Raw genomic sequence first — 12,480 nt, 5'->3', positions numbered from 1 at the left:
ACATGACGAACGCCCCCTCGCATCGAGCGAGGGGGCGTTCGTTGTGAAACCGTGCGGACTACGGGCGCAGCAGCACCTTGATGGCGCGACGCTCGTCCATGGCGGCATAGCCTTGCGCCACCTCGGTGAGCGGCAGCTGCAGGTCGAAGACCCGGCCGGGGTCGATCTCGCCGGTGAGCACCTCCGGCAGCAGTTCCTCGATGTAGGCACGCACGGATGCGACGCCACCGTTCACGCCGACGTTGCGACCGAAGAGCGCCTTGATCGGCAGCTCGGCGCCGCCGTTGGGCACGCCCACGTAGCCCACCATGCCGCCGGGGCGGGCCGAGCGGATCGCCTGGTCCATCGATTCCTGGGTGCCGACGCACTCGAGCACGCAGTCGGCTCCGACGCCGTCGAACATCTCGTGGATGCGCGCGACGCCCGCGTCGCCGCGCTCCTCCACGATGTCCGTGGCACCGAACTCGCGGGCCACGGCCTGCCGGTCGGCGTGCCGGGACATCGCCACGATGCGGGAGGCGCCGAGGCGCTTGGCGGCGATGATCGCGCAGAGGCCCACGGCCCCGTCGCCCACCACCACGACGGTACTGCCGTCGGTGACGCCGGCCGAGACGGCGGCGTGGTGGCCGGTGCCCATGACATCGGCCAGGGTGAGGAGGCCGGGCACCTGGGCATCCGTCGGCTGCACGGGAGTGGCGACGAGCGAGCCGTCGGCGTGTGGAACCCGCACGCGCTCACCCTGGGCGCCGTCGGCAAAGCCGCCGAGCCTATCGTCGGAGCCCCACCAGCCGCCGTTCAGGCAGGAGGTGCTGACGCCGTTCTGGCAGTTGATGCAGGTGTTGTCGCAGTCGTAGAACGGGGCGATGACGAAGTCGCCCACCTTGATAGTCTGCACATCGGGCCCGATTTCGTCGACGATGCCGACGAACTCGTGGCCGATCCGGTGCGGTTCGTCCGTGGGAGTCACGCCGCGGTACGGCCAGAGGTCGGAGCCGCAGACGCAGGCCGCGACGACCCGCACGATGGCGTCGCCGCCGGTGGAGAGGATGGGGTTGGGTACTTCTTCGAGTCGGATGTCCCGCTCGCCGTAGATCACTGTTGCACGCATCCGAAAAGCCTAACGCCGAGCCCTCGCCCGCGCCCAGGCGGACGCCGGGTCTGGGCATCTTCTCAGAGCCCGTGACTCAGGGCCCCGGAACCCCGCCCGCCACGTCCGCGAACCGTGACTCAAGCCCCGGAAATCCGAGATTCTGGGTGTTGAAGTCACAGGTCGCGGACGAGGGCGGAGGCGGCCTGGAGCGGGAGGCGCACCGTGACGGTGGTGCCCTCGCCCAGGACGCTGCTCAGCTCGACGGTGCCCGAATGTGCGGTGACGAAGGCCCGCACGATCGCCAGGCCGAGGCCCATGCCCGGGATCGCCAGCTCGGTCGAGGAGCGGGCGCGGAAGAACCTGTCGAAGACCTGGCGCGCATCCTCCTGGCTGAGGCCGATGCCGTCGTCGGTCACGCGCAGCACCGCATCCGTGCCCTCGGTGTCGACGCTCAGGGTGACGGTGCCCATCGACCGGGAGAACTTGATGGCGTTGGTGAGCAGGTTGTCGATGACCTGCTCGATGGCCACCGGATCGACCTGGGCGACCACCGTGGCGCCATCGCGTGCGTGCAGGGTGACACCGGCGCTCTGCGCACGCGGCACGGCGGTGTCCAGGCAGGATTGCAGGATCTGGCCGAGATCGGTGTCGACCCGGCGGATCGCGGGCTGCCCGTCGGTGGCGCTGAGCAGATGCGCGATCACCGACAGCAGGCGCTGGGCGTTCCGCTCGATCACGTCGATCTCCATGGTGATGCCCAGCTCCTCGGCGTCGATGAGGTCGAGGTAACCGATGATCGACGTGAGCGGGGTGCGCAGCTCGTGTGAGACCGTGGCGAGGAAGTCGTCGCGCACGGCGATCGCCTCCACCAGCGGAGTGACGTCGGTGGCCACCACAACCGTGCCAAGGGCAAACCCGTTCTCCCGTTCCACTACCCCGGAGGAGGCGATGATCGCGCTCTGATCGTCGTGCCCGCCGACCCAGTACACCCGCTTGTCCACGAGGTCGCCGCGGAGCGCACGGGCGGCGATCTGGTCGTCGAGGGCGACAAGGGTGGTGCGGTCCACGTCGAAGACCAGCGAGGCATCCCTGCCGTAGGCGCCGGTGGCCGAGTCGGTGCGCACGGCCAACCTGCGGGCCGCAGCGTTGCTGAGCACCACCTCCCCCCGCGGGTTATAGAGCTCGATGCCCGCGTCAACGGTCTCCATCACAGCCTCGAAGGTGGCCCGCCGGTCGGTGGCCTCGAGCAGCGCCTCACGCAGCTCCCGGGAGACCACCACCAGCCGGCGTTGCTGGGCCCGCAGACCGTTGGCGGCGACGCGGGCCGTGATGGCGATGAACGCCGTCGTGATCGGCAGCAGCAGCACGCTTCCCCAACCGATCGCCTCGGTGGGCAGCTCGCCGGCCTGGAACAGGGGGAAGGCACCGACGAAGAACGCGCCGACCAGCGCGAGGCCCAGTGCCCACCAGGCGAAACCGTAGGCCAGCCACAGGACGGGCACGACGACGAGCATGCTCACGGCCGGCAGGGTTTCCCGCACCCCGTCGCGGAGGAACGCGACCACAAGCACGTCCACCAAAGGAACAATGACCAACCACTGGTAGCCGTGCCGCTCCCACGGCACGATCAGGCCGGCCAGGGTGACGGCGAACGTGAGAGTCAGCCCCACCAGGAAACCGGTCTTGGACAAGGTTTCCGGCGCCCCCGCGGCGGCGAAGCCCACGATCAACAGCACCCCGGCCACGAACGGCAGCTGAGCGTACGGGACTTCCCGTGTGCGCGGTTGCACGAAGTCCGGAACGGGCCACTCAGTGTCGTGCGACAATCGACGATCCTCACGCTGGCTGAGGCGTCACCGGCGCACTTGCCAGCCCTCTTGAGCATTCAAGCAGGTCCGGGCCCAGATGTCCCCCTTTTCGGGGACATTATTCGGTGGGAGAACCTCCGTCAGGCATGCCCGAGCGGAGTCGGCGACACAGTGAGCGATTCCCCGTCCTCGGCCAGGTCCACCAGAACGGTCTCACCATCGCGGATGCGCCCGCCCAGCAACGCCGTCGCCAGTCTGTCGTCGATCTCGGTCTGCATCAGCCGCCGCAACGGCCGGGCCCCGTAGATCGGGTCGTAGCCGCGCTCGGCCAGCCAGGCGCGGGCATCCGGGGTCACCGCCAGCTCGAGCCGGCGTTCGCCCAGACGGCGCTGCAGCCGGTCGACGTAGAGCTCCACGATCTGCGCGAGATCGTCGGTGGACAGCGAGGAGAACACCACGATGTCGTCGAGCCGGTTGACGAACTCGGGCTTGAACGCCTGCCGCACCATCTGCTGCACGGCCTCCTCCTTCTCCTCCCAGCTCAGGGTGGGGTCCACCAGGTACTGCGAGCCGAGGTTGGAGGTGAGTACCAGGATGGTGTTGCGGAAGTCGACCGTGCGGCCCTGGCCGTCGGTGAGCCGTCCGTCGTCGAGCACCTGCAGCAGCACGTCGAACACCTCGGGGTGCGCCTTCTCCACCTCGTCGAAGAGGATCACCGAATAGGGCCGGCGGCGCACCGCCTCGGTGAGCTGGCCGCCCTGTTCGTAGCCGATGTAGCCGGGAGGGGCGCCGACGAGACGGGAGACGGAGAATTTCTCGCCGTACTCGCTCATGTCGATGCGCACCATGGCCTTCTCGTCGTCGAAGAGGAACTCGGCCAGCGCCTTGGCCAGCTCGGTCTTGCCCACCCCGGTGGGGCCGAGGAAGAGGAACGAGCCGGTGGGGCGGTCGGGGTCGGAGATACCCGCGCGCGAGCGGCGCACGGCGTCGGCCACGGCGCGCACGGCCTGCTTCTGGCCGATCAGCCGGTGACCCAGCTCACCCTCGAGGTTGAGCAGCTTCTCGGTCTCCCCCTGCAGCAGCCGGCCGACAGGGATGCCGGTCCACGCGGCCACGACGGCGGCGATGTCCTCGGCGGTGACCTGGTCGTTCACCATCCGGGGGCCCTCCTGCTCGGTCTGCTCGGCCTCCGCGAGCTCCCGCTCGATCACGGGGATGTCGCCGTAGAGCAGCCGGGATGCCTTCTCCAGGTCACCGCGGCGTTCGGCCACCTCGGCCTGGCTGCGGGCGCTGTCCAGGCGCTTCCGCAGGTCGCCGACGCGGTTCAGCGACGACCGCTCCTTGTCCCAGCGAGCCTGCAGCTCGCCGAGTTTCTCCTGCCGCTCGGCCAGGTCTTCGCGCAGCTTCTCCAGGCGGGCCTTGGAGGCGTCGTCCTTCTCCTTCTTCAGGGCCAGTTCCTCGAGCTTGAGCCGGTCGACGCTGCGGCGCAGTTCGTCGATCTCCACCGGCGAGGAATCGATCTCCATCCGCAGCCGGCTGGCGGCCTCGTCGATCAGGTCGATGGCCTTGTCCGGCAGCTGCCGGGCGGTGATATACCGGTTCGACAGCGCAGCCGCGGCGACCAGCGCGGCATCCGCGATGGAGACCTTGTGGTGCGCCTCGTAGCGTTCCTTGAGACCGCGGAGGATGGCGACGGTGTCTTCGACAGTCGGTTCGTCGACGAGCACGGGTTGGAAGCGGCGCTCGAGCGCGGCATCCTTCTCGATGAATTCGCGGTACTCATTGAGCGTGGTGGCGCCGATCAGGCGCAGTTCGCCGCGGGCGAGCATGGGCTTGAGCATGTTGGATGCGGCCACCGAGCCTTCGCCGCCGCCGGCGCCCATGAGGGTGTGCAGTTCGTCGACGAAGGTGATGATCTGCCCGTCGGCGTCGTTGATCTCCTTGAGCACGGCCTTGAGGCGCTCCTCGAACTCGCCGCGGTACTTGGCTCCGGCCACGAGCGCGGCCAGGTCGAGGGCCACGAGCTGCTTGTCCTTGAGCGAGTCGGCCACGTCGCCGGCCACGATGCGCTGGGCCAGGCCCTCCACCACGGCGGTCTTGCCCACGCCGGGTTCGCCGATGAGCACAGGATTGTTCTTGGTGCGGCGGGTGAGCACCTGGCTGATCCGGCGGATCTCGGCGTCACGCCCGATCACGGGGTCGAGTTTGCCGCTCTTGGCGATCTCGGTGAGGTTCACGCCGTACTGTTCCAGCGCGGTCTTCTGCTTCTCGTCGGTTCCGGGGGCGCCCTGCATATTGGCCATCAAAAACATCCTTCGCAAATACTTGAGTTGACTCGACTCAAGTTTACAGCGAGCGCGGCGGATGCGCTACCGAGACTAATCTGCTCCAGCGGCGGCTGCCGCGCAGGTGTCGCGCCCACTCGTTGATCGAGTTTGTCCTTGTCGAGATCCCGCGGGACGTCCTCGGAACGTCGAGCTCGTCACGACCGCACGTTCAGCTCACTTGGCGGCGACAGTGATGAGTTCGTCCCAGTGCGTGGTGGCCCGCGGCGACACCATGTCCCGGCGCATGGTCCAGGCCCGGTTGGTCTTGAGGCCGGCCCGGCCGAGACCCAGGTTCTCCTGGCCGTACTTGGCGGCGATGGAGTCAAGCACCGCGCCGGCCGCGAACGGGGCCGGCTCGGTGCCGAAGATGTCGAGGGTGGCGTGCGAGTCGCGCGACGAGAACTCGTACAGGCTCACGCCCACCCGCACGTACTGCTGGCCGGCCTGCAGCTGCGGGCCGAGCGCGGTGATGGCCGCCCGGTACATCTGCACCGGGTCGTCGGTGGGGCCGGGAAACGCGAGCGAGACCGCGTGGCTGACATGGTTGTCCCGGAACGGTGACGTCGAGGCCGTGCAGCCCATCATGCGGGCCAGCGAGCCCTGCTCGCGCAGCCGGGCGGCGGCCCGCTGCGTGTAGACAGAGAGCACCTCTTCGAGCTCGGCCACGGTGCTGATCGGCACGGCGAACGAACGGGAGAACTGGATCTGCTCCCGGTCCGACCGTTCCTCCTCCAGCGGCAGGCAGTCGACGCCGCGCAGCTCCTGCACCACCCGCTCCTGGTTCACACCGAACCGCCGGCGCAGTTGCACGGCGTCGGTGTCGCGCAGGTCGGCCGCCGTGTGGATGCCCATCCCCGCCAGCTTCTGCGCCGTGCGGGAGCCGATCCCCCACACATCGCTAGCGTCAACCGACGCGAGAATCGCGGTGACCTGCGCCGGGGCGTAGGCGCCCAGGTTGCAGACCCCCTGCAGCGCCGCGGATGACTTGGAGCCCCTGTTCGCCAGCTTGGCCAGGGTCTTGCTCGGCGCGATGCCGATGCTCACCGGCAGGCCGATCATCTTCCTGGTGGCCACGCGGATCTCCCGGGCGATCCCGCTGACCTGCTCGGCACTTCCGGTGAGCCGGATGAAGCTCTCGTCGATGGAGTACACCTCCTGCGAGGAGGTGAACCGGCCGAGCAGTTCCACACAGCGGGCGGAGATGTCGCCGTAGAGCTCGTAGTTGCTGGAGCGGGCGATGACGCCCTTGGCAGCGGCTTCGGCGGCGATGCTCTGCCACGACGCCGCCATGTCGATGCCGAGGGTCTTCGCTTCCTGCGAGCGGGCGATGACGCATCCGTCGTTGTTCGACAACACGACCACAGGCTTGCCCTCGAGGCGCGGGTCGAAAATGCGCTCGCAGGAGACATAGAAGTTGTTCGCGTCGACGATCGCGATGGAGGGCGGCGGGGACCCGGTACGGCTAGACACGGTACGGCTAGACACGGTGCAGGCACCTGGTGACGACGCCCCACACCGACAGTTCGCTCAGCTCGTGCAGCACGATGTCGGGGTAGGCCGGGTTCTCTGGCACCAGGCGCACGGTGCCGGCCTCTAGACGGAGCCGCTTGATGGTGAGTTCGTTGTCGACCACCGCGATCACCACGCTGCCGTCGCGGGCCTCGAGGGACCGGTCGACGATCACCTCGTCGCCGTCGAAGATTCCGGCGCCGGTCATGCTGTCGCCGCTCACCCGCACGATGAAGGTGGAGGTGGGATCCCTGATCAGATGACGATTGAGGTCGACAGGGCCGTTGTAGTAGCCCTGCGCCGGGGAGGGGAAACCGGCGTGCACGGACTCGAGTGCTTCCTGGATGAAACGCTGGCCGGCATCCGACGATACGCCGGAGAGTGGCCGGACGATCGGGTTCACTGCGTGCACGGCGTGATTCCCTTCTGCGACGCTGCCAGTCGTTCGCGCTCCTCCTATTGTCTCGCGTGCCGGTCGGCCTCGACGCAAGAAGCCGTCATCCGGCGGTGACGGATTCGGCGCCGGCGTTCAGCGCCAGGAACGTCCGGACGTCGTCGATCTCGGCGGCGTTGATTCCGTGCGCCAGGCCCGGGTACCTCTTCTCGACCAGGGCGGAGTGGGTCGGCAGGAACACGCTCGTGCGTGCGATCGCGGGCTCCCCGATGACGCGGTCGTCGGCGCCGCGGCCCCAGAACACCGGTGGGCGGGTCCCGGCGAGGGTCGCGTCGCCGGGCTGGTCCGCACCGAGCACGAAGCCGCCGAGCACGACGGGCGCCAGCACCCGCTCGGGCCGGGTGCGCAGAAGTTGGCTGGCCATCAGGCCACCCTGCGAGAAGCCGATCGGGATCACCGACGTGGTGGAGGCCAGGTTGGCGTCGACCCAGGCCCAGATCGCGTCCGTGGCCTGGGCGACGGGCTCCGCGTCCGGGTTTCCGGGGGTCGTGATGGTGAACCATGCCGCGCCCCCGTTGCCCAGCTCGAGCGGTGCGCGCAGGGCCGCCCACGGCAGAGCGAGCCCCAGCGCCGGCGCAAGCCCGGCCAGATCGGACTCGTTCGAACCGTAGCCGTGCAGCAGCAGGACCACGGCGGATGCCTCGGCCACCTCCGCGGCCCATCCGGGCGAACGGATGCCGGAGCGCTGCGCGGTCATCGGGCGATGAGTTCGTCGGTGGAGGCGTCGGGCAGCGAGACCGTGACCTGCGTACCCCAGGGGTCGGCGATCGACACCGAGCGACCGTCACCGGCGAATGGGATCGAGCGGGCGGTCAGGCGCGTGGTGAGGGACTGCAGGTCGGCCGGGGCGGGCACGGTCACCGAGACATCACCGAGGCCCAGGCTCGCCGCGCGCGGACCTGAGCCGCGGCTGTTCCAGGTGTTCATGGCGATGTGGTGGTGGTAGCCGCCGGCCGAGGCGAAGAGCGCGCCCGGGTAGCTACCCTGGGTGGCCTCGAATCCGATCGCGTCGACGTAGAACGCCCGCGCGACCTGCAGGTCGCCGACCTGCAGGTGGACGTGTCCGACGACCCCCGGCAGGGCGGGGCCGGCATCCATGGCCCTCTGGTCGAGGTGCGTCTGCAGGTAGGCGTTGGGGTCGAGGTACTCGGTGGCCATCCGTATCTCCTCACCGTCGTGGATCCAGGTGTCGCGATCCCGGTCGGTGTACAGCTCCACGCCGTTGCCCTCCGGGTCGGTGAAGTAGAACGCCTCGCTCACGAGGTGGTCGCTGGATCCGATGAAGCGGCTGCGCGGGTCCTGCGCGGCACGGTAGACCGTGGCGGCAAGGCTTTCGGGAGTCTCGAAGAGGAACGCGGTGTGGAACAGTCCAGCCTGGCGGGGGTCCCCGCCGGGCAGGTCCGGGGTGTGGATCAGCCGCACGAGTGGCGTCGTGCCCCGGCCGAGCACGCGGTGCACCTCGCGGGAGCGGCTGCGCTCCTCGAGGGGCTCCATGGCGAAGGCCCGGGAGTAGTAGTCCGACATGGTCTCGAGATCGCCGACCCGCAGGGTGACCGCGCCCATCGAGGTGTCGGCGTTGAGAATCCGCTGGTTCAGGTCGACACTCATGATTTCGCTCCCGGCTGTGGTGGTTGCATTGCTTGTATCTACAACCATATCAGAGATGCTTGTAGCTGCAACCAATGTGAACACGGCCGGGCCAAGCTCGCCGCACTCACGCTGTTCCTGCTGAGTGATGCCGCCTCCTTCATCTCCGGCAGTTACCGCCTCGTCGACGGCGGCTACTCCGCCCAGTAGCCCTCGACGCGAGTCGCGCAGCGTCTATCGGCCGTCATGACCCGCGGCGCAGGATCAGGTTCATCATCACCTGGGACATGACCGGCTCACCGGCCTGGTTGTTCACCTCGATCCGAGTGCGCACGAGGCCCCGATCGGGCTTGGACGCCGACGCCCGCGCCGACAGTACAGTGAACCGGGCCGAAAGGATGTCGCCAGCGCGCACCGGACGAAGCCACCGCAGGTCGTCCACTCCCGGCGATCCCAGACTCGTTCGTTCATTCAGGTAGTTGTCCACCATGATCCGCATCATCACGGCAGTGGTGTGCCAGCCGCTGGCGATGAGACCGCCGAACGGGCCGGCGAGCGCGGCGACCGGGTCCACATGCATCAGGTGGGGATCGAACGCGGCGGCGAAGGCCACGATGCTCGCTTCGCTGACCTCGACCGCACCGTATTCCACCACAACGCCGGGCTGATAGTCCTCGAAATAGCGGTCGGCAAGCGGTACGGCCAAGAAATCATCCATAGGCTGCCACTGTACGCACCGAGCCGAGTGCGGATGCTCACGGCGTCGACCGCGATGAGGGCACCCCTGCCCATCGTGCCCCACGGCACCTCTGTCGTACGGTGAACCATGATCATCTGGACCCGCTGGGGCATTCTCGTCTTCGTCTTCTTCGGCCTGTCGGTGGGGCTCGGATTCGCCCTCAAGGGCGTGTTCGCCCCTGCCGTCGGTTCGAACGAGCCGGCCACGAACACGTTCCTCGGCACCGGCTTCGTACTCGGCGCCGCGGCCCTGTGGGCCTTCTCGACGTACGTGTTGCCGCGCCTCGACAAGGCCCGGCCGTCGTTCGTCTACCAGCAGCTGCCCGAACCCGCGCTCAACGAGCGTGGCGTGAAGGTCACCCACCGACCGGTGGCCGTGGTGAACCAGGAGACCGGCCAGCAGATCTGGACGCGTCCGTCATCGACGTTCTTCTTCATCCCGATGCGCTTCTGGCCCTACCCGATCGCCGCGATAGGGGTCGTCAACCTGATCATCGGCATCGTCGGACGGGGCTGAGCGAGGCTCCCCTATATATCTGTGCGGTGCAGCAGCCCGGCGAGCAGCTCGAGCTGCTGCGGGTCTTCGAGGGCCGAGCCCACGGCCACCACCCGCACTCCGGCGTCGAGGAATTGCCGGGCATTCGTGGCGTCCATCCCGCCGGTGGCCACGAAGCGCACCTGCGGGAAGGGGCCGCGGATGTGCCGGAACCAGTCGGCACCGAGCCAGAGCGCGGGGAAGGCCTTCATCCAGGTGAGCCCGAGGTCACAGGCCAGTTGCACCTCGCTGGGAGTGGAGACGCCGGGCAGCATCGGGATGCCGTGTTCCCCGGCAGCGTGGACCAGCCGGGGGTCGAGTCCCGGCGACACCAGGTACCGGGCGCCGGCGGCGGCGGCGAGCGGGATCTGCCGGGCCGAGACGATGGTCCCTGCCCCCACCACCTTGCCGCGCTCGTCGCCGAGGCGCGCGACCTCGCGGAGGGCCTGCAGGTCCTCGTCGGATTGCAGAGTGACCTCGACGGAGTCGATCCCGAGGTCCCAGGCCGTGCTGGCGAGCGCCACCGCCCGCTCGACGCCCGTGCCGCGCAAGATCGCCATGAGCGGCGCCGCGGCGAAGGTCTGATCGAACCAGGCCGCCGTCGCCTCGGTCGAGGTGGGTGTGTGGGTGCTGTGGCTCATGAGCGGACTCTTTCGTCGACTGAGTCTCCCGTGGTCAGGAGAGTGAGTGCTGCGCGCCGGTGCCCGGCCCGAAGCCGCTCGGCGGGGGATGCGCCCTCGAGCAGGGCGGCCAGGTATCCGCCGGCGAAGGCGTCGCCGGCGCCCACGACATCGACCACGTCGACCTCGAGGGCCGGTTCGAAGACCTCCTGGCCGTTCAGGTAGGCCGTCGCGCCGACGGCGCCGTCCTTGACCACGAGCTCGGGGACGTCCGGGAAGTGTGCGCGCACGTCGCCGGGCCTGGCGGTTCCCCAGAGGCTCTCCGCCTCGTCGCGGCCGGTGAAGACGAGGTCGGCCCGGCAGGCGAGTGCGGCGAGGGCATCGGCCGCCGACGCGCAGTCCCAGAGCGCGAGCCGGTGGTTCACGTCGAAGCTGACCAACGCCCCGGCCTCGTGGGCACGGTCGATCATGCGGGAGAGGAACCCGGCCGCCGACGGGGAGATGGCCGCGGTGATGCCCGAGACGTGCACGATGCGCACGCCGGTCAGGGCCACCAGGTCGGCATCCGCGGGTGAGAGATGCGCGGCGGCCGATCCGGCGCGGTAGTACCGCACGCCGTGGCCGGGGTCCTTCACATACAGCCCGGTCGGATGCGCGGGGTCGGTGACGACCGTCGACACATCGACCCCGCGTGCGCTCAGTTGCGCCGCGACCCGGCGGCCGAGGGCGTCGGCGCCGAGCCGGCTGAACCACGCGGCGCGGTGGCCGAGCGCCGCCACGTGAGCGGCGACATTCGACTCGGCACCGCCGGCGTCGAGCCGGAAATTCTCGGCATCGGCGAGGCGGTCCCCCTCGACGGGTGCGAGCATAGCCATCGTCTCGCCGATCGCGAGCAGCTCCGTTCCACGCTCATGCCGCGCGGCGGGCAGTGCGGCAGTCATGTCAGGGCCGTCACTTGAGCTCGGTGACCGGAGCGGCATCCATGTCGTCGAAGGCCTGGTTCTCCCCGGCCATGGCCCAGACGAACGAGTAGGCCGCGGTGCCGACGCCGGAGTGCAACGACCAGCTCGGCGAGATGACCGCCTGCCGGTCGGCGACGACGAGGTGCCGGGTCTCCTCCCGCTCGCCGAGCAGGTGGATGACGCGGGCGTCGGCCGGCAGGTCGAAGTAGAGGTAGCACTCGGTGCGCCGGTCGTGGGTGTGCGCAGGCATGGTGTTCCACATGGAGCCGGGGTGCAGCTGCGTTACGCCCATGACGATCTGGCAGGAGCGCACGCCGTTCTCGTGGATGTACTGGTTGAGCGTGCGCCGGTTGGAGGTGACCTGGTCGCCGAGCTCGCGCACGGTGCCCTCACCGGGCGCGACGAGGGTGGCCGGGTAGCTGGTGTGCGCGGGTGCGGAGAACAGGTAGAACTGGGCGCCGGCGTCTGCGGCGACCCCCGAAGCGTCGGCGAAGACGACATCCCGGATGCCGCGCCCGAGATAGAGGCAGGCTCCGGTGGCCAGCTCGTAGCTGTCGCCGTCCGCGGTCACGGTGCCGGCGGCGCCGACATTGATGATGCCCACCTCACGGTGCTCGAGGAAATACTCACTACGGATCTCGGGGTAGCCCGGCAGCACCAGGTCGGTTCCGGCCGGCACGGCACCGCCGAGGACGATGCGGTCGTGGTGGGTGAAGGTGACGCGCACCTCACCGGGCACGAACAGCTCGGGAACGAGGTATTGCGCCCGCAGGTCGCTCGTGGTCATGCCCGGGATCTGGGTGGGGTTGGTGGCGTATCGCTGTTCCATGGTGCTCCTTGGTCGGTATCG

12 protein-coding genes and 1 pseudogene are annotated in these 12,480 nt (G+C 69.0%); 2 read left to right on the top strand and 11 right to left on the bottom strand.

Going from position 1 to position 12,480, the window contains the following annotated elements:
• Window positions 1-58: 58 nt before the first annotated feature.
• From DOE79_RS13340 to DOE79_RS13310, 7 genes are all read right to left on the bottom strand, one after another.
• A complete protein-coding gene (locus DOE79_RS13340) occupies window positions 59-1,108 on the bottom strand; it encodes a zinc-dependent alcohol dehydrogenase family protein (protein WP_120338917.1) in 1,050 nt (349 codons plus the stop codon).
• 155 nt (window positions 1,109-1,263) lie between these two features.
• Window positions 1,264-2,916: a sensor histidine kinase gene (locus tag DOE79_RS13335; RefSeq protein WP_120338916.1), complete on the bottom strand. Its 1,653-nt coding sequence runs from the start codon at window positions 2,914-2,916 to the stop codon at window positions 1,264-1,266.
• A gap of 122 nt (window positions 2,917-3,038) precedes the next feature.
• A complete protein-coding gene (locus tag DOE79_RS13330) occupies window positions 3,039-5,201 on the bottom strand; it encodes an ATP-dependent Clp protease ATP-binding subunit (protein WP_120338915.1) in 2,163 nt (720 codons plus the stop codon).
• 198 nt (window positions 5,202-5,399) lie between these two features.
• Window positions 5,400-6,695, bottom strand: a complete 1,296-nt coding sequence (locus DOE79_RS13325; RefSeq protein ID WP_162942749.1) for a Y-family DNA polymerase — start codon at window positions 6,693-6,695, stop codon at window positions 5,400-5,402.
• Window positions 6,696-6,702: 7 nt separating this feature from the next.
• The gene (locus tag DOE79_RS13320) at window positions 6,703-7,080 is read right to left on the bottom strand and encodes a LexA family protein (RefSeq protein ID WP_245977330.1); all 378 of its coding nucleotides are present in this window, start codon (window positions 7,078-7,080) and stop codon (window positions 6,703-6,705) included.
• A gap of 151 nt (window positions 7,081-7,231) precedes the next feature.
• Entirely contained in the window at window positions 7,232-7,885 is a 654-nt protein-coding gene (locus tag DOE79_RS13315) for an alpha/beta hydrolase (protein WP_120338912.1), read from the bottom strand.
• Entirely contained in the window at window positions 7,882-8,796 is a 915-nt protein-coding gene (locus DOE79_RS13310) for a VOC family protein (RefSeq protein ID WP_220094228.1), read from the bottom strand. The genes DOE79_RS13315 and DOE79_RS13310 overlap by 4 nt, the downstream gene beginning before the upstream one ends.
• A 93-nt stretch (window positions 8,797-8,889) precedes the next feature.
• On the opposite strand from DOE79_RS13310, the pseudogene DOE79_RS20920 reads away from it, so the two are divergent.
• Window positions 8,890-8,985: pseudogene (locus tag DOE79_RS20920) on the top strand (short-chain dehydrogenase); the annotation flags it as partial.
• 34 nt (window positions 8,986-9,019) lie between these two features.
• Here DOE79_RS20920 and DOE79_RS13300 read toward each other — a convergent pair.
• Window positions 9,020-9,493 (bottom strand): MaoC family dehydratase, encoded by a 474-nt coding sequence (locus DOE79_RS13300; protein ID WP_120338910.1) that lies wholly within the window; start codon window positions 9,491-9,493, stop codon window positions 9,020-9,022.
• Between the two features lie 108 nt (window positions 9,494-9,601).
• On the opposite strand from DOE79_RS13300, the gene DOE79_RS13295 reads away from it, so the two are divergent.
• Window positions 9,602-10,030 carry a hypothetical protein gene (locus DOE79_RS13295; RefSeq protein ID WP_120338909.1) on the top strand — a complete coding sequence of 143 codons (429 nt, stop codon included), beginning with the start codon at window positions 9,602-9,604 and terminating at the stop codon, window positions 10,028-10,030.
• An 11-nt stretch (window positions 10,031-10,041) separates the two neighbouring features.
• On the opposite strand, the gene DOE79_RS13290 is transcribed toward DOE79_RS13295, so the two are convergent.
• From DOE79_RS13290 to kduI, 3 genes are read right to left on the bottom strand one after another with little or no spacing between them, the layout of a single operon-like run.
• Window positions 10,042-10,689 carry a bifunctional 4-hydroxy-2-oxoglutarate aldolase/2-dehydro-3-deoxy-phosphogluconate aldolase gene (locus DOE79_RS13290; protein ID WP_120338908.1) on the bottom strand — a complete coding sequence of 216 codons (648 nt, stop codon included), beginning with the start codon at window positions 10,687-10,689 and terminating at the stop codon, window positions 10,042-10,044.
• On the bottom strand, window positions 10,686-11,609 hold the full coding sequence (locus tag DOE79_RS13285; RefSeq protein WP_120338907.1) for a sugar kinase: 924 nt from the start codon (window positions 11,607-11,609) through the stop codon (window positions 10,686-10,688). The genes DOE79_RS13290 and DOE79_RS13285 overlap by 4 nt, the downstream gene beginning before the upstream one ends.
• Window positions 11,610-11,619: 10 nt before the next feature.
• Entirely contained in the window at window positions 11,620-12,459 is an 840-nt protein-coding gene (gene kduI, locus DOE79_RS13280; RefSeq protein ID WP_120338906.1) for a 5-dehydro-4-deoxy-D-glucuronate isomerase, read from the bottom strand.
• Window positions 12,460-12,480 lie beyond the last annotated feature (21 nt).

The sequence above is a fragment of the Cryobacterium soli genome, from assembly GCF_003611035.1.
GTDB lineage: Bacteria > Actinomycetota > Actinomycetes > Actinomycetales > Microbacteriaceae > Cryobacterium > Cryobacterium soli.
Note: the sequence above shows the minus strand (reverse complement) of the source record. Positions and strands in the feature narration are given on the sequence as shown.